At 67.4% G+C, this 19,541-nt stretch carries 15 protein-coding genes and 1 pseudogene; 5 read left to right on the forward strand and 11 right to left on the reverse strand.

Annotated elements, in window-relative coordinates; genetic code table 11:
- Positions 1 to 77: 77 nt before the first annotated feature.
- The 5 genes and pseudogenes from purH to VE759_RS06975 all read right to left on the reverse strand — a co-directional run.
- Positions 78 to 1,649 carry a bifunctional phosphoribosylaminoimidazolecarboxamide formyltransferase/IMP cyclohydrolase gene (purH, locus tag VE759_RS06955; RefSeq protein ID WP_324929541.1) on the reverse strand — a complete coding sequence of 524 codons (1,572 nt, stop codon included), beginning with the start codon at positions 1,647 to 1,649 and terminating at the stop codon, positions 78 to 80.
- On the reverse strand, positions 1,646 to 2,275 hold the full coding sequence (gene purN, locus VE759_RS06960) for a phosphoribosylglycinamide formyltransferase (protein WP_324929542.1): 630 nt from the start codon (positions 2,273 to 2,275) through the stop codon (positions 1,646 to 1,648). The genes purH and purN overlap by 4 nt, the downstream gene beginning before the upstream one ends.
- A 9-nt stretch (positions 2,276 to 2,284) precedes the next feature.
- Positions 2,285 to 3,637: a DUF6350 family protein gene (locus VE759_RS06965; RefSeq protein WP_414687848.1), complete on the reverse strand. Its 1,353-nt coding sequence runs from the start codon at positions 3,635 to 3,637 to the stop codon at positions 2,285 to 2,287.
- Positions 3,638 to 3,668: 31 nt separating this feature from the next.
- Positions 3,669 to 4,505, reverse strand: a complete 837-nt coding sequence (locus tag VE759_RS06970; protein ID WP_324929546.1) for a DUF5336 domain-containing protein — start codon at positions 4,503 to 4,505, stop codon at positions 3,669 to 3,671.
- A 131-nt stretch (positions 4,506 to 4,636) separates the two neighbouring features.
- A pseudogene (locus tag VE759_RS06975) lies at positions 4,637 to 4,840 on the reverse strand (dimethyl sulfone monooxygenase SfnG); the annotation flags it as partial.
- Between the two features lie 192 nt (positions 4,841 to 5,032).
- Between VE759_RS06975 and VE759_RS06980 the strand changes: the two are divergent.
- Positions 5,033 to 5,881 (forward strand): LLM class F420-dependent oxidoreductase, encoded by an 849-nt coding sequence (locus VE759_RS06980; RefSeq protein WP_324929548.1) that lies wholly within the window; start codon positions 5,033 to 5,035, stop codon positions 5,879 to 5,881.
- A gap of 29 nt (positions 5,882 to 5,910) precedes the next feature.
- Here the strand turns inward: VE759_RS06980 and sucD are convergent, their stop codons facing one another.
- Positions 5,911 to 6,813, reverse strand: a complete 903-nt coding sequence (sucD, locus tag VE759_RS06985) for a succinate--CoA ligase subunit alpha (protein ID WP_324929550.1) — start codon at positions 6,811 to 6,813, stop codon at positions 5,911 to 5,913.
- Positions 6,814 to 6,824: 11 nt separating this feature from the next.
- Positions 6,825 to 8,000, reverse strand: a complete 1,176-nt coding sequence (sucC, locus tag VE759_RS06990) for an ADP-forming succinate--CoA ligase subunit beta (RefSeq protein ID WP_324929552.1) — start codon at positions 7,998 to 8,000, stop codon at positions 6,825 to 6,827.
- A gap of 247 nt (positions 8,001 to 8,247) precedes the next feature.
- Here sucC and VE759_RS06995 point away from each other — a divergent pair, with 247 nt between their 5' ends.
- Together VE759_RS06995 and VE759_RS07000 are read left to right on the forward strand one after the other, a co-directional pair.
- Positions 8,248 to 9,321 carry a M23 family metallopeptidase gene (locus VE759_RS06995; RefSeq protein ID WP_324929554.1) on the forward strand — a complete coding sequence of 358 codons (1,074 nt, stop codon included), beginning with the start codon at positions 8,248 to 8,250 and terminating at the stop codon, positions 9,319 to 9,321.
- Between the two features lie 109 nt (positions 9,322 to 9,430).
- A complete protein-coding gene (locus VE759_RS07000) occupies positions 9,431 to 10,144 on the forward strand; it encodes a hypothetical protein (RefSeq protein ID WP_324929556.1) in 714 nt (237 codons plus the stop codon).
- Between the two features lie 166 nt (positions 10,145 to 10,310).
- Here the strand turns inward: VE759_RS07000 and pcrA are convergent, their stop codons facing one another.
- On the reverse strand, positions 10,311 to 12,662 hold the full coding sequence (pcrA, locus tag VE759_RS07005) for a DNA helicase PcrA (RefSeq protein ID WP_324929558.1): 2,352 nt from the start codon (positions 12,660 to 12,662) through the stop codon (positions 10,311 to 10,313).
- A gap of 204 nt (positions 12,663 to 12,866) precedes the next feature.
- Here pcrA and VE759_RS07010 point away from each other — a divergent pair, with 204 nt between their 5' ends.
- Positions 12,867 to 13,178, forward strand: a complete 312-nt coding sequence (locus tag VE759_RS07010) for a chorismate mutase (RefSeq protein ID WP_324929560.1) — start codon at positions 12,867 to 12,869, stop codon at positions 13,176 to 13,178.
- 72 nt (positions 13,179 to 13,250) lie between these two features.
- On the opposite strand, the gene VE759_RS07015 is transcribed toward VE759_RS07010, so the two are convergent.
- A complete protein-coding gene (locus VE759_RS07015; RefSeq protein WP_414687849.1) occupies positions 13,251 to 15,305 on the reverse strand; it encodes an acyltransferase family protein in 2,055 nt (684 codons plus the stop codon).
- Positions 15,306 to 15,426: 121 nt separating this feature from the next.
- Positions 15,427 to 16,875 carry an NAD-dependent succinate-semialdehyde dehydrogenase gene (locus tag VE759_RS07020; protein WP_324929562.1) on the reverse strand — a complete coding sequence of 483 codons (1,449 nt, stop codon included), beginning with the start codon at positions 16,873 to 16,875 and terminating at the stop codon, positions 15,427 to 15,429.
- Positions 16,876 to 16,923: 48 nt separating this feature from the next.
- On the opposite strand from VE759_RS07020, the gene pgi reads away from it, so the two are divergent.
- Entirely contained in the window at positions 16,924 to 18,591 is a 1,668-nt protein-coding gene (gene pgi, locus VE759_RS07025; protein ID WP_324929563.1) for a glucose-6-phosphate isomerase, read from the forward strand.
- Positions 18,592 to 18,636: 45 nt separating this feature from the next.
- Here pgi and VE759_RS07030 read toward each other — a convergent pair whose 3' ends face one another.
- The gene (locus VE759_RS07030) at positions 18,637 to 19,389 is read right to left on the reverse strand and encodes an SDR family oxidoreductase (protein WP_324929565.1); all 753 of its coding nucleotides are present in this window, start codon (positions 19,387 to 19,389) and stop codon (positions 18,637 to 18,639) included.
- Positions 19,390 to 19,541: the final 152 nt, after the last annotated feature.

Raw genomic sequence — 19,541 nt, forward strand, 5'->3', positions numbered from 1 at the left:
TGCGGTTGTTGCCGAGCTCACTCGGGGCGCTCATTCGTTTGCGCACAGCAACGCCCGCGCTCGGCGAGGAAAGCGCGCTAGTGCGCGAAGTGGCGCGCACCCGTAAGGTAAAGCGTCACGCCGGCCTTGGCTGCGGCCTGCGTGACCATGTCGTCGCGCATCGATCCGCCGGGGTGCACGATCGCCCGCACGCCGGCGTCGGCGAGCACTTCCAGCCCATCCGGGAACGGGAAGAACGCGTCGGATGCGGCCACCGCTCCGCGAACCCGATCGCCGGCGCGGGCGACGGCCAGCCTCGCCGCGTCGACGCGGTTGACCTGTCCCATTCCGACGCCGACGGTGGCTCCGCCGGACGCGATGACGATTGCATTCGACTTGACCGCCCGGCAGGATCGCCACGCGAACTGCAAGTCCGCCCAGGTCTGCGGATCGGCCGATAGGCCCGCCGCCAGCGTCCAGTCGACCGGGTTGTCGCCGCGGGCATCGAGCGCATCCCGCTGCTGGAGCAGCAGCCCACCGCTCACCTGCCGGAACTCGATGCCGCCCTGCGGCGGCTGCACCGCCACCAGTACCCGAATGTTCTTCTTGCGCGCCAACACATCCACCGCGCCGGGCTCGTAGGCCGGCGCGATGATCACCTCGGTGAAGATGCCTGCGACGGTCTCTGCCATCTCGACGCTGACTTCGGTGTTCGTCGCGATCACGCCACCGAACGCGCTGATCGGGTCGCATTCGTGGGCCTTGCGGTGGGCGTCGGCCACCGACACCGACGAGATCGCGATGCCACACGGGTTGGCGTGTTTGATGATCGCCACGCAGATCTCCTCGTGGTCGAACGCCGCCCGCCATGCCGCGTCGGCGTCGGTGAAGTTGTTGTAGGACATCTCTTTTCCGTGCAGCTGCTCGGCCTGCGCCAGACCAGGCCATGCGGAGTCGTTGCGATACACCGCCGCGTGCTGATGCGGGTTCTCGCCGTACCGCAGTGTCGCAGCGCGCCGCCACGTCGCGCCGACCCATGCCGGCAGAGGCTGCGCCGGTTCCTCCGGCGCCATCACCGATCCCATCCAGGACGCCACCGCTACGTCGTATTCGGCGGTGTGCCGAAAGGCCAACGATGCCAACCGCTTCCGCTCGGCCAGCGTGAAACCGCCCGCGCGGACGGCGGCGAGCACCCCGTCATAGCCGAGTGGCTCGACCACCACCGCGACGCTGGGGTAGTTCTTGGCCGCGGCGCGCACCATCGACGGGCCGCCGATGTCGATCTGCTCGACGCACTCGTCCACCGATGCCCCGGACGCGACAGTCTCGGTGAACGGGTAGAGGTTGACCACCACCAACTCGAACGGTGCGATGCCGAGTTCGTCTAGAGCACTGTGATGTTGGCGCTTGCGCAGGTCGGCGAGCAGCCCCGCGTGTACCGCGGGGTGCAGAGTCTTGACGCGGCCCTCGAGCACCTCGGGAAATCCGGTGACCTCTTCGACGGGCGTCACCGGAAAGCCAGCGGCGGCAATCGTTTTCGCCGTCGATCCGGTCGATACCATTTCCACGCCCACGTCGGCCAGACCGCGGGCCAGCTCCACCAGGCCGGTCTTGTCGTAGACACTGATCAGCGCGCGGCGGATCGGCCTGCGTCCATCGTTGCCGGTCATCCTATGGTCGCCTTCCGTCCGGTCCAGGTCACGCCGCCGGTGGCCAGCGCGGCCAGGACATCCACAAGTAGCCGCCGTTCGACGACCTTGATGCGCTCATGCAGGGTGACCTCGTCGTCGCCGTCGAGCACCGGCACCACCTCCTGGGCCAGCACCGGGCCGGTGTCCGTGCCCGCGTCGACCAGGTGCACCGTGCAGCCGGTGACCTTCACCCCGTACGCCAGCGACTCGCGCACCGCATGCGTCCCCGGGAAAGCAGGCAGCAGCGCCGGGTGGGTGTTGACGATGCGGCCCGGATACCGCGAAAGGAACTGCGGCCCGAGTATTTTCATGAACCCAGCGGAGACGATCCAGTCGGGTTCATGCTTCGCGGTGGCCTCGGTGATACCAGCATCCCACGCGGCGCGATCCGGATAATCACTGAGCCGGACAGTGTATGTCGGCACCCCCGCGGCCGCGGCGATGTCGGCGGCGGGGCAGTCGCGGTCGACGCCGACGGCCACCACCCGGCCCGGATACTCGCCGCGGGCGGCTTGCAGTAACGACGCGAGCAGCGAACCGGTCCCCGAGGCCAACACCACCAGCCGCGACGGTGCGCTGGGCGGCACGCGGAGCGGTTGCTGCACGTGACGAGCCTAATCGGCGGGCTCGTTGCGCTCTTTGTCCCCCGCCGGTGGCAGCGGCGCCGACTCCTCGTCGTCGGCCGCCAACGCCGGATCGCGCTCATCCGACACCGCCTCATCCGACATCGCCTCATCCGACCCCGCCTCATCCGACACCGCCTCGGGCTTCGGTGCCGGCCGCCGGCGGGTCGGCAAAATCACTCCGCCCGACATCCCCACCGTCACCGCACCAACGGCGAGGAACCAGAGGAACACCGCGGGCGCGAACGTCGACTGGTCCACCCCGACGTCCCCGAAGTTGCCGAGCGGACCGCCGGCGGCGTAGCCGAGCAGCGCCATCACCGCTGCCGACACCAATGCCGCCAGCAGCAGCTTCAACGCCGCCTGCCCGATCGGCAGCGGGCGGCGCGCACACTGTTGGCCCAGCGCGACACCGGCCGCCGCCGCCACAATCAGCAGCGCCACCCACACCGGCCCCAGCGGGGGCGTCGGCGACGCCGCCAGCACCGGCAACGCCGGCACGTCGCCGCCGAACACCGTGAACGAACTGAACGTCGCAACGCCAACATGCACGCTCGATCCGACCGCCACCGCCGACGCGCCGACGATCACGTTCGGGATGTAGAGCACCGACAACAGCGTCAGGCTCAGCTGTCCGAACAGCGAATCGGTGATCGAGTACAGCTCGTGCATCGTCGACCAGTGCACGATCAACGACCCGGCCGTGAGCGCGCCGGACAAGCCGAACAACGCGAGCACTCCCACCGCGGCGGCGCGCACCGAATCGGCGATCCAGACCGGCAGCCGTGACGCGGCCAGCAGCCGGCGTCCCGTGCGCGTGCCGACGCCCACCGCGGCGCCGATCGCGTGCACGGCGAACACCCCGGCGAAGGCCCGCAGCGCGTCGGGCGTCTGCAATTCGGTGAGCACCGATGCGGCGTCGTGGATCACCGCCAGCGCGATCGCCGCGATCAGCAGTGGCCCGCCGAGCGCAGACGCGACGATCCAGCGGATCACGAACCAGGAGCTCCGCGCCGGCATCGCATTCGCCGTCGACCGCGCCGTCCCCCAGACCATCGCCAGCACCGGAAGCAACGGCATCACCCCGAGCTCGCGGCCGCCAATCGACACCGGGACCTGGTGCACGCCGAGCCACATGCTGGCGATCGCGCCGAGCGCCCCCGTCATGTCGCTGTTGGCGACGAGCAGTTGGACCAGCACCACCGCCGCGATGATGACCAGCGCCACCACCGAAGGGCCGAACGCGACCGTCAACAGGTCACGTGCCTGGCGCGTGCCGACCGTCGGCTGGTTGTCCCCCGGTCGCTGCGCCCTAGGCCGGCTGCCCTCCGCCACCCTTGTCATTCTGGGCGCAACCGGCGTTCCCGCCGGTTATTTACGACGGCGCGGGCCCAGACTGCGCCGACGAGGGATTCTCGTGCTGCTGCTGCTGCTGCGGCGGCTGCTGTTGCTGCTGTGGCTGCTGTTGCGGCATGGCCTGCGTCGGCGCAGACGGGCTGGCCGGCCCGTAGGTCGGGAAGCCGGTCGGCGGAGTCGGCGGCCCGGGCTGCCCGGGGAAGCCGCCCGCGGGCGGACCGGACGGGTAGCCGCCGTACTGCGGATAGCCGCCACGCTGCTGGAAGTTCTGCTGCGGCTGCGGGGCGTGCTGCTGAGGCTGACCCGGTTGGCCGTAGTACTGGCCGCCGTACCCCTGGAACTGGTCATACTTGGGCCGCGGCTGCGGCGCGGTGATGACGTCCGCGTCCAGCAGCAGCGCGCCGACGGCCGCGATGGCCTGCAGACCGGCGAGCACGACGATCGCGATCAGCGCCCAGCCGATGTTCAGGAAGCTCGGCTTGTTGATCAGTTCGGATAGCACCAGCAAGAAGCCAACCGAGGCGACCGCGGCCACGATCGCGGTGTAATTCCGCTGCTTGGGCAGCAGCCCGATCCCGGCCAGCAACGCGGCCAGCACCGGAGCCACGATCTCCAGGCTTCCGCCGGTGATGCTCGTGCCGCCGACCGAGCCCATCTCACTGGACTTCCACACCGGTCCGAAGCTGACCAGGTAGCAGGCGAGGCCGAACGCGACCACCGCGGCGAGCAGATACACGGGCAGCTTGGTTTCGCCGTCGTCCTTGGTGAAATCCGGCTTGGCGAATTGCGTCGTCGGGGCGTACGGGCCATGCTGCTGCGCCGGCGGGTAGCTTTGCCCGCCTTGTGAGTAGGTCATTGCCTCTCCCGTGCTGTTGGGTGCCGCTTGGGTGGGCAGCACTGCGTCGGATCGGTGATCGTGCACCACGCTAGCGCACCGGACTGAGGCCCGGCACTCGTCTACAATGAGGTTTGTCTGGCAATACCGCCTCAGGCCTGGGCAAGCGCCGACGCGTCGAACGAATCTTGTTGCGCCGCTTCAATTTCCCACACGAACCGGAGCACCTGGCCGCCGGGGATATCATCCTGAAAATGCACGAAACCTGCCAGGATGCGGTCGACGCCACGCGCGCGGTACCCGGCTATCCGCTCGGCAATCTGCTCGGGTGCGCCGATTAGCTGTTTGCGGAATCCACCGACCGGGATGCACGGCTCCGTAGCTGGCCTCGTAGCGGACCCGGCAGCGCCGAGTGTGCGGTTTCGTACGCGACACGCCGCGGCGGCGTACAAATTCGCACACTCGCGAGCGGCCACCACCCACCCGTCAGCCACCAGACCCCGACCCCACCTTGCGGCGCCCAACTGAAACACGTTCTAATTCTGGTCATGGACTACGGATTGGTGTTGTTCACCAGCGACCGCGGCATCACGCCCGCCGCCGCGGCCAAGCTGGCCGAGGAGCACGGCTTTCGCACCTTCTACGTGCCCGAACACACCCACATCCCGGTCAAGCGCGAGGCTGCCCATCCGACGACGGGTGATGCGTCGTTGCCCGACGACCGCTACATGCGCACACTGGATCCCTGGGTCAGTCTCGGCACGGCCTGCGCGGTGACGTCACGCATCCGGTTGTCCACCGCGGTGGCGCTGCCGGTCGAGCATGATCCGATCACCTTGGCCAAAGCCATTGCGACGCTGGATCACCTGTCCGGCGGCCGGGTCAGCGTCGGCGTCGGATTCGGTTGGAACACCGATGAACTCGCCGATCACGGCGTGCCCGCGGGCAAGCGCCGCACCGTGCTGCGCGAGTATCTCGAGGCGATGCGGGCGCTGTGGACGCAGGAGGAAGCCGCCTACGACGGCGAGTTCGTCAAGTTCGGACCGAGCTGGGCCTGGCCGAAGCCCGTGCAGTCGCACATCCCGGTGCTGGTCGGCGCCGCAGGCAACGAGAAGAACTTCAAGTGGATCGCGCGCAGCGCCGACGGCTGGATCACCACGCCCCGCGACTTCGACATCGACGAACCGGTCCGGTTGCTCCAACACACCTGGGCCGCGGCGGGCCGCGACGGCGCGCCGCAGATCGTCGCCCTTGACTTCAAGCCGGACGCCGAGAAGCTGGCCCGCTGGGCCGAGCTCGGTGTGACGGAAGTGCTGTTCGGCCTGCCCGACCGCGGCGAGGACGAGATCGCCGCCTACATCGAGCGGCTGGCCGGCAAGCTCGCCGCGACCGTCTAGTGCGCGGCGCCGAAAGCGCAACCAGATTTCTACATGCTCTGCAGGATCGAACGGGCCAGCGACGCTGTCTCCGACGGCGTCTTGCCCACCTTCACGCCGGCCGCCTCCAGCGCTTGCTTCTTGGCGGCGGCGGTGCCGGACGACCCCGACACGATGGCCCCGGCGTGACCCATCGTCTTGCCCTCCGGCGCGGTGAAGCCCGCGACGTAGCCGATCACCGGCTTGGAGACGTTGGCCCTGATGTATTCGGCCGCGCGCTCCTCGGCGTCGCCGCCGATTTCACCGATCAACACGATGATCTTGGTGTCGGGATCCTTCTCGAAGGCCTCGATCGCGTCGATATGCGTCGTGCCGATCACCGGGTCACCGCCGATGCCGATGGCCGTCGAGAAGCCTAAATCCCTGAGCTCGTACATCATTTGGTAGGTCAGAGTGCCAGACTTCGACACCAGCCCGATCGGCCCCGGCCCGGTGATGTTGGCAGGGGTGATGCCCGCCAACGCCTCGCCGGGCGTGATGACCCCCGGGCAGTTCGGCCCGATGATGCGTGTCTTCCTGCCCTTGTGCACGTTGTACGCCCACGCGTACGCGGTGTCCTGCACCGGAATTCCCTCGGTGATGACCACCAGCAGCGGAATCTCGGCATCGACGGCCTCGATGATGGCGTCCTTGGCGAACCTCGGCGGCACGAACACGACGGACACGTCGGCGCCGGTCTCCTTCATCGCCTCGACGACGGTGCCGAACACCGGCAGCTCGATGTCGTTGTTGTCCTTGTCCTTATGTGCCACCGTGGTGCCGGCCTTGCGGGAATTTACGCCGCCGAGCAGCTGGGTGCCGGCCCTGAGCATCCGCGCGGTGTGGATGCCGCCCTCGTTGCCGGTGATGCCCTGAACGATGACCTTGGAGTCCTTGTTCAAAAAGATCGCCATGATGAGTCCTTTCAGGCGCTCGCGGCTTGGGCGGCCTTCGCGGCGGCGACATCGGCCGCTTCATCCATGGTGCCCACCTCCGTCACCAACGGGTGATCGGCGTCGGCGAGGATGCGACGGCCTTCCTCGACGTTGTTGCCGTCGAGTCGCACCACCAACGGCTTGGTTGCGGTGTCGCCCAATATCTTCAGCGCGTTGACGATGCCGTTGGCCACCGCGTCGCACGCCGTGATGCCGCCGAAGACGTTGACGAACACGCTTTTGACCTGCTGATCGCCGAGCACCACGTCGAGTCCGGCGGCCATCACCTCGGCCGACGCGCCACCGCCGATGTCCAAGAAGTTGGCGGGCTTGACACCGCCGTGCTTCTCCCCCGCGTAGGCCACCACGTCCAGCGTCGACATCACCAGGCCCGCTCCGTTGCCGATGATGCCGACCTCGCCGTCGAGCTTGACGTAGTTGAGGTCGTGCTCCTTGGCCTTGAGCTCGAGGGGATCGGTGGCGTCGCGGTCCTCGAACTGCTCGTGGTCGGGATGGCGGAAGTCGGCGTTTCCGTCGAGCGTGATCTTGGCGTCGAGGGCGAGGATTTGGTCGTCCGGCGTCCGCACCAGCGGGTTGACCTCAACCAGCGTCGCATCCTCGGCGACGAACAGCTCCCAGAGCTTGTGGATCGTCACCGCGGCGGCGTCGAGCACCTCGGTGGGCAGATGGCCTTGCTCGGCGATGGATCGGGCGAAGGCAAGGTCGACGCCGTTGACCGCGTCGACGGGCACCTTGGCCAGCCGCTCGGGCTTGGTCGCGGCCACCTCTTCGATGTCCATGCCGCCCTCGACCGAGCACATCGCCAGGTAGGTGCGGTTCGCACGGTCGAGCAGGAACGAAACGTAATACTCCTCGGCGATGTCGCTGGCCTCCGACACCAGCAGCTTCTTGACGATGTGGCCCTTGATATCCAGGCCGAGGATGTTGCCGGCGTGATTGAACGCATCGTCGGGCGTCGCCGCGTACTTCACGCCGCCCGCCTTGCCACGGCCACCGGTCTTGACCTGGGCCTTCACCATCACCGGCTTGCCGATCTCCGCGGCGATCTCGCGGGCGCCCTCGGGGCTGTCGGTCACCCGGCCGGGCGTCGAGGGCACGTAGTGCTTGGCGAACAGCTCCTTCGCCTGGTACTCGAAGAGATCCATGAGCTCACTGTCTGTCTGCTTTGACTTCGAACGTTTCGGCCGAATGGCTCGTGGGAACTGTATCGAGAGCGGCCGGTGAGGCCGTCACCGCATACCAGACATGTGGTACATCTCACCGCCGGAGTTCAGGTGATTCAAATCACAATCTCCGGCGGAATTCTCCCACGGCTTGCGACTCGGTTGCGCCGTTCGTTACCGTGCTCCGGAGTTCGATAACGTTCTGGTCACGGTAGAAGGAAATTCCAGGTTGGCGCAGCACCGTTCGTCCCGCTCTCCTGATACAGGAGTCTCGACGAACTCTCGCGGCGGCTGGGTCGAACCGTCGGCTGCTGAAATCACCGACATCATTCCGTTCAACGAGTTCGGCAACCTCGACGACCTGGAGTTTTGCTACAACTCCGCGTTCGACACCGAAGTGCAGGTGCTGCTGGCACCCGAGCTCGACGACCTAAACGACGTCACCGAGCCGACACCCTTGCGGCTGCTTGTGCCGGCCGAGTTCCGGGCCGATCCCGGCGAGCCGCGCGACCCGCGTCACCGTTACCAAGCTGCTGGTCGCCCAGATCGCCTGGGTCCTGACGACGACATCACCGACGTTGTCCCGATTCGCCGCGGCAACCATCGCAAGGCGACCGGCGCTGCCGATGCCATCAAGGGTCGATTGCTGATCGCGGCGATGGCTACCGGCGCCGCTGCGGCTGCCGCCCACGCGGCCGCACACACCGCCGACGCAAAGTCCTCCCCGACCGTGCTGGCGGCCGACGAGTCCGCGATGAACGGCGGCTCGATCGAGACGACCAAGGGCGTCCAGCTGGTCGCCGTCACGCCGGTCGTGAATTCGTCCGTGCACACCGAGGAGCTAGCCAAAGGCGCGGCGTTCGCGCACGAGCGCGCCGAGCGCGAGGCGCGGCTACAGCGGCCGCTGTACGTCATGCCGACGTCGGGGATCCCGACGTCGGGATTCGGCTACCGGTGGGGCGTGCTGCACGGCGGCATCGACCTCGCCAACTCGATCGGCACGCCGATCTACGCCGTCGCCGACGGTGTCGTAATCGACGCGGGGCCGGCCGCCGGTTTCGGGATGTGGGTCAAGCTGCGGCACGCCGACGGCACGGTCACGCTGTATGGGCACGTCAACACCGCAACGGTCAACGTGGGCCAGCGCGTGATGGCTGGCGACCAGATCGCGACGATGGGCAACCGCGGCAACTCCACGGGTCCCCACCTGCACTTCGAGGTGCTGCTCAACGGCACCAACCGGGTCGATCCGGTGCCGTGGCTGGCCAAGCGTGGACTAAACGTCGGCGGGTTCAGCGGCTGACGATTTAACTCCAGCGCCGGGTCCCGCCGCGACACGCAGTAACCGCCGCGACGCCCATTAACCCACCGCGACACCCAATGACCCGGCGCGACGCGGAATACTCGGACTAGTGAATGAAAACGAGTCGCACGACGAGGCGTCCGGGGGCCGGCAGCCAAGCGAACCCGCAACCAGCACAGGTGAATCGTTACGCGCGAGGCAAGACTCCAGCGGCCCGATCGAAACACCGGCCGACGACACCCGAACCCACATCATCCAGCGCGAACCGAGCGGGCCGATTCCCACGCCGCCAGCCGACGACACCCGCACCAGCATCATCCGGCGCCATCCCACCGGCCCGATTCCCGAGGTAACCGACGCGCCGACGAGCCTTGTCAAAGAGGCGCCCGCCGACGAGCTGGCCACCGGCATCATCCGCCAAGCGCCACGACGCATCGCGAGAACGCCGGGACCGCCCAGCCCGGTAAGCGCGATGGCGGCGACCACGCTCAGCATCCTCAACGGCTGGGCCACCGCGGTCATTGCCACCGACCTGATCACCGGGTGGTGGCGAAGCGACCGGCTGTTTTGCGTCGGCGTTGGCTTTCTCGCCGCGGTGTGCGGCGCCAGCATCATTGCCGGTGTTATCCAGCTGTTGTTGCGCCGCCGCGCCGGCATCTACCTGACGATCGTCGGCTCCGTGCTGGCGGTGCTGATCTTCGCCGGCATCTTCGTCACCGGGGCCCACGTGGGCGGGTTGGTTCGCGCGATGCCGGCCATCCCCGCCGCCGCGGCGCTATTCGCCGTGCTGCCGCCGACGTGGCGCTGGACCCGACGCGACTGAATTGGTCCACGGGCGGGTCCGGCCGCCACCTCGCTCCCCGCGCGCCAGCTCGCCCCCCCGCGCGCCAGCTCACCTCCCGTCCACGGCTCGCTCCGTGTCCCCGGCGCGCTCCGCGATCCCCGCATCCGCGGCTCGGCCCGCGGTCTCCGCGTCGCTCCCAACCAGGTCAAATCTTCTGCACCGGCGCGTGGTTGTGCATCAGCTTGACCCGGCCGGCGCTGCCGAAGTCGATCAGCGACATCGCCGACTCGCCGACGCCGGAGACCTCCTCGACGCGGCCGAGCCCGTACTTGTCGTGGGTGACCCGGTCGCCCGGTTCGAGGACCAGCAGCGGGCGCTTTCCGGCGGCCGCCCGTGACGGCGACGGACGCGGGCGGCCGAACCGACCGGCGCCGCTGACCGGCGCGCTAAGCGTTGGCGTCGGATCAATGCGCCGCCAGTCCATCAGGTGCTGGGGGATCTCCTTCAAAAACCGCGACTCCGGGTTCATCATCGGCTGACCCCATGATGAACGGACCTTCGCCCTGCTGAGGTAGAGGCGCTGCCGCGCACGGGTGAGCCCGACGTAGGCCAGCCGCCGCTCCTCGGACAGTTCGGCCGGATCGCCCAGCGCCCGCATGTGCGGGAACATGCCGTCCTCCCACCCGGTGACGAACACCACCGGGAACTCCAGGCCCTTGGCGGTGTGCAACGTCATCAGCGTGACGACCCCGGCATCATGCTCCGGCAACTCGTCGGCGTCGGCCACCAGCGAGACACGCTCCAAAAACTCCGCCAACACCCCGGTGTCGGGCACGTCCTCGTCGGCCGGAAGGTCCAGGTCGGTTTCCAGCGCCGCGGCGTTGGCCCGGTCCGTGCTGAATTCATGCGCGACGCTGACCAATTCGTTCAGATTGTCCAACCGCGCCAGGTCTTGTGGGTCGCTGGACGACTCCAGCTCGGCACGGTACCCGGTGCGGTCCAGCACCGCTTCGACGAGATCGCCGAGATCGTCGTCCAGCCGCGACCGCAGATCGTCGAGCAACTCGACGAATCCGGCAATCGCCTTCTCCGAGCGGGTATTCAGCATCGGCACCTTGCCTTCGGCGGCGGCCTCCAGCGCGTCGGCGAAGCTGGCGCCGGTGTTTTCGGCGTATACCGCGACGCAGGCCACCGCCCGGTCGCCGATGCCGCGCCGCGGCGTGTTCAGGACTCGCCGCATGCTCACCGAGTCACCGGGGTTGTCGAGCACTCGCAGATAGGCAACGATGTCGCGAATCTCCCTGCGCTCGTAGAACCTAACACCGCCGACCACCTTGTACGGAATGCCGGTGCGGATGAACACCTCTTCCAGGGATCGCGACGAGTTGTTGGTCCGGTAGAACACCGCGACGTCGTTGTAGGTGATGCCGCCGGGCCCACCGCCGGCCCCAATACCGCCCCCACTGCCAGCGTCGACGAGCCGGTCGATTTCGCTTGCGACGAAGGCGGCTTCGTCGTGCTCGTTGTCGGCGACGTAACCGACGATCAACTCGCCGTCGCCGGCGTCGGTCCAGAGCCGCTTCTCCCGGCGGCCGCTGTTGCGCGAGATCACCGAGTTGGCCGCCGACAGGATGTTCTGCGTGGACCGGTAATTTTGCTCGAGCAGAATCGTGGTGGCGTTCGGGTAATCTCGTTCGAAATCTTCGATATTGCGAATCGTCGCGCCGCGGAACGCATAGATGGATTGGTCGGCGTCGCCGACCACGCACAGCTCTGCCGGCGGAATCCCGTCGTCGCTGTCGCGGCCGACGAGTTCGCGCACCAGGACGTACTGGGCGTGGTTGGTGTCCTGATACTCGTCGACGAGGATGTGCCGGAATCGCCGCCGGTAGTACTGCGCTATTTGCGGAAAACGTTGCAGCACAGCGACTGTCTCGCCGATCAGGTCGTCGAAGTCCAACGCATTGGCGGCGCGCAGCCTGCGCTGGTATTCGCTGTAAACATCGGCCACGATGCGGTTGAGCTCGTCGGTGCTCTCCGAGATGTCTGCGGCCGCCTGCTCGGGATCGATCAGCTCGTTCTTCAGGTTGGAGATGCAGTTGGCCAGCAGCCGCGGCGAGTACCGCCGGGTGTCGAGCCCCAAGTCCTTGCCGATCATCAGCAGCAGTCGGCGGGAATCGTCGGCGTCATAGATCGAGAAGTTGGAGTTCAGCCCCGGCAGCAGTGATGCCTGGTTGCGCAGGATCCGTACGCAGCTGGAATGAAACGTCGCCACCCACATCGAGCGTGCCCGGGGTCCGACCAGCGCGACCACCCGCTCGCGCATCTCAGCGGCCGCCTTGTTGGTGAATGTGATGGCCAGTACCTGGCCGGGGGTGACGTCGCGAGCCGCCAGCAGATAGGCGATTCGGCGCGTCAGCACCGCGGTCTTACCCGACCCAGCCCCGGCAACGATCAGCAGTGGCGTGCCCTCATGCAGCACGGCCTGGCGTTGCTGCGGGTTGAGGCCCTCGAGGAGTTCGTCGGCGGCCACCGATTCGGAAAGATGCGCGGTCATGACGCGCCCCAATTTACCGCTGGATGACGACACTTTTTGCGCTGGCACGGCCGGAGATGGCACACTCTTAAACGTGCTGACCGAGCAGCGTCGATTTTTCTACGGGTACCCGCGCGCGGTGCCCGTGGTTTAGCTGCTTGATTCAGAGCCCCGCGGTCCGCTTCCGGATCCGGGGCTCGTCTCTTGTGTGAGGCCGGTGAAGGAATGATCCGCAATCGCAAACAACCCCACACGGAGAATTCGGAGCAACCAATGCCTGTAGAAACCGACCAGCCAGCCGACATCGACGACCTTCGTCAGGAGATCGACCGGCTGGACGCCGAGATCCTCGCCGCCGTCCGGCGGCGCAGCGAGGTATCCCAGGCCATCGGCAAAGCCAGGATGGCCAACGGCGGCACCCGCCTGGTGCACAGCCGCGAGATGAAGGTCATCGAGCGCTACAGCGAGCTGGGTCCCGACGGCAAGGACCTCGCGATGCTGTTACTGCGCCTGGGCCGCGGCCGCCTCGGCCACTAAGCCCTACGACGGCCACTAAGCCCGGACACGGCCACCACGCACCTCGCCGCCCACGGCCACCACGCCCGACGACTACCGCAAGGCGTCCAGCAGCCACGGTGTCAGCCACTTCACCGCGTCCGGCGTCGGATGGACGCCGTCGCTGCGCACCAGCACGCCGTTGATTTTGGCCGTGTACGCCCCGTCCGGGGCCAGCTTCTCGTTCAGGTCCAGCAGTGTGACGTTTGGCCGTTGCCCAATGGCGCGGCGCAGCAAAGCATTCCAGTGGTCGACTCGGTCCGGTTGATCCTCGGGATACCAGCTGCCGTCTGGCTGTTCACCACGCCGGTTGTACGGCTCTGTGGTCACCACCAGTCGAGCCCCGGTGGCCCCGAGGATGTCCAGCGCCTGTTTGAGCTCACCGGACACGTACGCGTCGAAGGCCGGGTCGCCGATGTGGGTCCACCGGCCCTGATAAACCCGATCCATCGTCTCCCAGCGCCCGATCACGAGCAGTACCGCGTCGGGCCGGTCGTGCGCGACGCGGTTCGACCATCGGCTGGGCCACGTGTCGCACTCCGGTTTCTGGTCCAGGGTCTGACCGAAATACCGGTACGGGCCGCCGCGGACAATGCCGCACCCGATGACGGTGTGGTCGCTGAACTCGAACCCGGGTGTCGGCGGAAGGTAGCGCATCACCGTCCACGCGATCGAGTCACCGAACACCGAGACGACGCGTACGCCATTCGGACTCCGAAGCGCGACGCCTGCCGGACGCGGCGTTTCAACCGGCGACTCAACAGCGGCCGGAGAAACACCAGGCGGCAGGTCGGCCGTTCCCGGCCTGGCGCCGACCGGAACAACGAGCACGATGACGGCGACGGCCGTCGCAACGGTGGCGGCGGCCAGCCTCAGTTGCGGAACGATCACCGGTCGCCATCGCCGGACCGGCTGCTCGATCAACCACCAGGACGCGGTGGCCACCGCCAGCGTGACGATGCACCGGACGATGAACAGCGGAAATCCGGTCCACCCGGTACGTTCTCCGTCGATGACCAGAAACACCGGCCAGTGCCATAGGTAGACGCCGTAGGAGATGGCGCCCAGCCACACCAGCGGACGCCAGGACACCACGCGGGCAACCGGGCCAGCCTGGTCCAGCGCCACCCCGGCAATCACCGTGACGGCCGCAAGCGCAACGGCGATCAGCAGGCCGTCACGAAACTCGCGCGCATCGCCGGTCGTGTAATGGACCGCCGCTCCCAACATCGCCAGACCGATCACCGGCAGAATGCGGGCCACCCACTTGCCCCATCGCGACCGAATCACCGGCCCGCCGAGCATCAGCGCCGACCAGTCCCGCACCAGCAGCGCCGACGCGGCGGCGCCGACCAGCAAGGCCTGGGCGCGGGTGTCGGTGCCGAAGTACACCCGATTGAGCGAGGCGTCCGTTGCATCCGAAGCCAGCACGATCGCCGCGCCCGCGGAGGCCATCGCGCCGGCCGCTGCGACCACGAAGACGGCCAACCTGACCGCACCGGGTTTTGCCAAACCCCCTCGGCGCCTGGCGATGACGGCGAGCAGCACGGCGGCGGCGATCAGCAGCAGCGGCCACCCGAAGTAGTACTGCTCTTCCACGCCGAGCGACCACGTGTGCTGCAGCGGCGACGACGTGCCGCCCTGCGTGAAGTAATCGGTCTTGCGGGCGACGAAGCTCCAGTTCGCCACCCAGAAAAACGCGGCAATGGCGTCATCGCGCAGCGCGGCAACGGCGTCCGGCGCGAAGAATTCGTGCGCGAACCCGACGGCGAGCACCATCACCATCAGCGCGGGCAGCAGCCGTCGCGCCCGGCGGATCCAGAAGCCGGTCAAGTCAATTCGTCCGGTACGCCCCAGCTCCTCGAGCAACAGCGACGTGATCAGGAAGCCGCTCAGCACGAAGAAGACGTCGACGCCGATGAATCCGCCCGACACCCCGGGAATGCCGCCGTGGTCGACGAGCACGAGTGCGACGGCGATCGCGCGGATTCCGTCGAGCGCCGGGATACCCCGACCCTGGGCCCGCGTCGACCTTCCGGTGCGCGCGGCACGCGGGACGGCCGCGACCCAACGCCGCCGTTCAGCGGAGCACACCGGCGCTGAAGTCACGTCAATGCCTCCCTATGGGATCCGAGCAAGTGAGTTTAGATGCGACTCACCCGGATCAAGGGAAGGCGCGACGGCGCAACGCCGACAAGGCGCGACGGCGCAACGCCGGCGAGCCGCAAAGCTACTTCGTCAACGCGATGTACTTGGTTTCGAGATACTCCTCGATGCCTTCGAAACCACCCTCACGGCCGAAGCCGGATTCCTTGACACCGCCGAAAGGCGCGGCGGCATCAGAGATCACGCCGCGGTTGACGCCGACCATACCGGACTCGATGCCCTCCGAAACGCGCAGCGCCCGGTCCAGCGAGCGGGTGTACACGTAGGCGACCAGACCGAACTCGGTGTCGTTGGCCGCCGCCAGCGCCTCCTCCTCGGTGTCGAAGCCGACGATCGGCGCCACCGGGCCGAACACCTCTTCGCGAAGAATGCGCGCGGAACTTGGAACGTCGGTCAGCACGGTCGCCGGATAGAAGTAACCCGGCCCGTCTGGCGCATCCCCGCCGATCGCGACCGTCGCGCCCTTCGAGACGGCGTCGTCCACCAACTCCTTGACCTTGTCGAGCTGGTCCTGGTTGATCAGCGGGCCAAGGCTGGCCGACGAGTCCAGACCGCTGCCGAGTGTGAACTCGCTCATCCGCTTGACCAGCTTCTCGGTGAACTCCTCGCGCACGGCGTTGGCGACGTGGAAGCGGTTCGCCGCCGTGCATGCCTCGCCGCCGTTCCGCATCTTCGCCAGAATCGCGCCGTCCACCGCCGCGTCGACGTCGGCGTCGTCGAAGACCACAAACGGGGCGTTGCCGCCGAGCTCCATCGACAGCCGCAGCAGCTTGTCGGAGCCCTGCTTGGCCAGCGCCTTACCGACGGTGGTGGACCCGGTGAAGGTCAGCTTGCGCAGCCGCCCGTCGTCGATCAGCGCAGCGGTCACACCCTTCGGATCACTTGTCGGCAGCACCGACAGCACACCCTTGGGCAGCCCCGCCTCGTCCATCAGCTTGGCCAGCAACAGCATCGTCAGCGGCGTTTCCTGGGCCGGCTTGACGATCATCGTGCAGCCGGCGGCCATCGCCGGCCCGATCTTGCGGGTGCCCATCGCGAGCGGGAAATTCCACGGCGTGATCGCGTAGCAGGGGCCGACCGGCTGCTTGGTGACGACGATGCGGCCATTGCCAAGCGGAGCGGGTGCGAACCGACCGTGGATGCGTGCCGCCTCTTCGGAGAACCACCGGAAAAACTCCGCGCCGTATGTGACTTCGCCCTTGCTTTCCGGAACAACCTTTCCCATTTCCAGCGTCATCAGGGTGGCGACGTCGTCGGCCCGGGCGGTGATCGCGTCGAACACCGCGCGCAGAATCTCGCCGCGCTCACGGCCGGGCGTGGCCGCCCACTCGTGCTGCACAGCGGCCGCGGCGTCCAATGCGGCGATGGCGTCTTCCGCGGTGGCGTCGGCCACTGAAGTGATCACGTGATCGTCGGACGGGTCACGCACGTCGAACGTGGCGGAGCCCTTGCGCTCCTCGCCCCCGATCCAAAGTCCGGTTGGTACTGACGACAACAGCTTGGCGGTGTCCATACTCCACCATTTACACCTTTGGACAACCGCCCGCACTAGTGTCAAGGCATGACCGCCGACATCTCCCAGGTTGGGGATATCTCAACGTCACCCGCCTGGAACGCGCTGGACCGACATCACCACCAGATCGGCACCAAACACCTGCGCGAGTTCTTCGCCGAAGACCCCGAACGCGGTCGCGAGTTGACGGTAACGGTGGGCGATCTCTACATCGACTACAGCAAGCACCGGGTGACTCGGGAGACGCTGGCGCTCCTGGTGGACCTGGCCATGGCGGCCCAGCTCGAGCGGCACCGCGACGAGATGTTCACCGGGGCGCACATCAACACGTCGGAGGACCGGGCCGTGCTGCACACGGCGCTGCGGCGGCCACCCGGTGCGGAGCTGTTCGTCGACGGACAGGACGTCGGTGCCGACGTGCAAGAGGTGCTGCGGCGGATGGGCGAGTTCACCGATCGGCTGCGCAGCGGCGAGTGGACCGGAGCCACCGGCCATCGCATCACGACGGTGGTCAACATCGGCATCGGCGGATCGGATCTCGGCCCGGTGATGGTTTACCAGGCGCTGCGCCACTACGTCGACGCCGGTATTTCGTGCAGGTTCGTCTCCAATGTCGATCCGGCAGATCTGGTGGCCAAGCTCGACGGCCTCGACCCGGCAAGCACATTGTTCATCGTCGCGTCGAAGACGTTCTCGACGCTGGAGACGCTGACCAACGCGACGGCGGCGCGACGGTGGCTGACCGACGCTCTCGGCGATGCCGCGGTGTCAAAGCATTTCGTCGCGGTGTCGACGAACGCGCGGCTGGTCGACGACTTCGGCATCGACACCAATAACATGTTCGGTTTCTGGGACTGGGTCGGCGGCCGGTACTCGGTGGACTCGGCGATCGGGTTGGCTGTGATGGCAGCGATCGGCCGAGAGCGATTCAGCGAGTTCCTGGCCGGATTCCATGTTGTCGACGAGCATTTCAGGTCCGCACCGTTGGCCGCCAACGCGCCGGTACTGCTTGGGCTGCTGGGCATTTGGTACAACGACTTCTTCGGCGCAGAGACGCGCGCCGTGCTGCCGTACTCCAACGACATGGCTCGGTTTCCCGCGTATCTGCAACAGCTGACGATGGAATCCAACGGCAAGTCGGTGCGGGCCGACGGCACGCCGGTCACGGTCAATACCGGCGAAATCTATTGGGGTGAGCCCGGAACCAACGGCCAGCACGCGTTCTACCAACTGCTGCATCAGGGCACCCGCCTGGTCCCGGCCGATTTCATCGGCTTCAGCCAGCCCACCGACGACCTGCCCACGGCCGACGGCACCGGCAGCATGCACGACCTGTTGGTGAGCAATCTGTTCGCCCAGACGCAGGTGCTGGCGTTCGGCAAGACCGCCGCCGAGATCGCGGCTGAAGGCACCCCCGCGGCGGTCGTGCCGCACAAGGTGATGCCGGGCAATCGCCCGAGCACCACGATCCTTGCCACCAGGTTGACGCCATCGGTTGTCGGGCAGTTGATCGCGCTCTACGAGCACATCGTGTTCACCGAGGGCGTGATCTGGGGCATCGACTCGTTCGATCAGTGGGGCGTCGAGCTCGGCAAGACACAGGCCAAGGCGCTGCTGCCGGTGCTTACCGGTGACGCACCGCCGGCCCCGCAATCGGACACGTCCACCGACGCGTTGGTCCGCCGCTACCGCACCGAGCGCGGCCGCTCGGCTTAGCCGGCCCCAACGCCCGCCGGCCCCAACGCCCGCCGGCCCCAACGCCTACCGGTTGAAACGGCCGGCGATTTCCGGCGGCAGCAGCTTGATCAGCAGCATCAGCGGTTCCCACGGCCACCACGGCACCGTGGCGCGGCCGGGCTCGCGCTCGATCGCTTCCACCATGGCCTGCACGCCGGTGTCGGTGTCCACCATGAGCATCGTCGACTCCGCCTTGGCCGTCATCTCCGACTCGATGTAACCGGGCTGCAGCGTCGTGACCTTGATCGGCCCGTTGTGGTATTCGGCCCGCAGCGATTCGCCGAGCGACGTCAGTCCCGCCTTGCTCGCCGCGTAGGCGGCCTTGACGCCCGGCGGCCCCTTCACACCGGCCACCGACGAGACCAGCACGAGGTGTCCGCCGCCGGATTTCTTGAACATCTCGATCGCAGTCTCGATCTGCACCAGCGCGGCCACCAGGTTGGTCTCGACGGTCGCCTTGTTGGCCCACAATTTGCCCGACCCGAGCGGGGCGCCCTTGCCGATGCCGGCGTTGATGATGATGCGGTCGACACCGCCGAGCTCTTCGCTTAACGCAGCGAACACCTTGGGCACCTGGTCGTGGTCGTTGACGTCGAGCTCGGCGACGGCGACGGTGATGCCCGGATACCGCGCCGTCAGCTCGACCTTCAGTTCATCGAGCCGGTCGGCACGACGCGCGCACAGCGCGAGGTCGCGGCCCTTGGCGGCGAACCGACGCGCCATGCCCGCGCCGAGGCCCGAGCTCGCGCCGGTGATCAGTATCTTCTGACGAGTCACCTATGCAGCCTAACGGGAGCCAACACCGCATAATCTCCCCAGAGAGGGTGAATGGGTGGTCAGCGACTATTGGCCTGACTCCGGACATGAGTCCGTTCGGAACTGCACCGCGTGCGGACATGATTTGCGGCCCGCGGCGCGATTCTGCGATG

Source organism: Mycobacterium sp. (assembly GCF_035640695.1).
In the GTDB taxonomy this organism is placed as follows: Bacteria; Actinomycetota; Actinomycetes; order Mycobacteriales; family Mycobacteriaceae; genus Mycobacterium.

Bases quoted from the DNA above. Each gene is read 5' to 3' on its own strand.
- purH (WP_324929541.1), bottom strand. From the start codon at position 1,649: ATGACCGGCAACGATGGACGCAGGCCGATCCGCCGCGCGCTGATCAGT.
- VE759_RS06965 (WP_414687848.1), bottom strand. From the start codon at position 3,637: ATGACAAGGGTGGCGGAGGGCAGCCGGCCTAGGGCGCAGCGACCGGGG.
- VE759_RS06970 (WP_324929546.1), bottom strand. From the start codon at position 4,505: ATGACCTACTCACAAGGCGGGCAAAGCTACCCGCCGGCGCAGCAGCAT.
- VE759_RS06980 (WP_324929548.1), top strand. From the start codon at position 5,033: ATGGACTACGGATTGGTGTTGTTCACCAGCGACCGCGGCATCACGCCC.
- sucD (WP_324929550.1), bottom strand. From the start codon at position 6,813: ATGGCGATCTTTTTGAACAAGGACTCCAAGGTCATCGTTCAGGGCATC.
- sucC (WP_324929552.1), bottom strand. From the start codon at position 8,000: ATGGATCTCTTCGAGTACCAGGCGAAGGAGCTGTTCGCCAAGCACTAC.
- pcrA (WP_324929558.1), bottom strand. From the start codon at position 12,662: ATGACCGCGCATCTTTCCGAATCGGTGGCCGCCGACGAACTCCTCGAG.
- VE759_RS07010 (WP_324929560.1), top strand. From the start codon at position 12,867: ATGATCCGCAATCGCAAACAACCCCACACGGAGAATTCGGAGCAACCA.
- VE759_RS07020 (WP_324929562.1), bottom strand. From the start codon at position 16,875: ATGGACACCGCCAAGCTGTTGTCGTCAGTACCAACCGGACTTTGGATC.
- pgi (WP_324929563.1), top strand. From the start codon at position 16,924: ATGACCGCCGACATCTCCCAGGTTGGGGATATCTCAACGTCACCCGCC.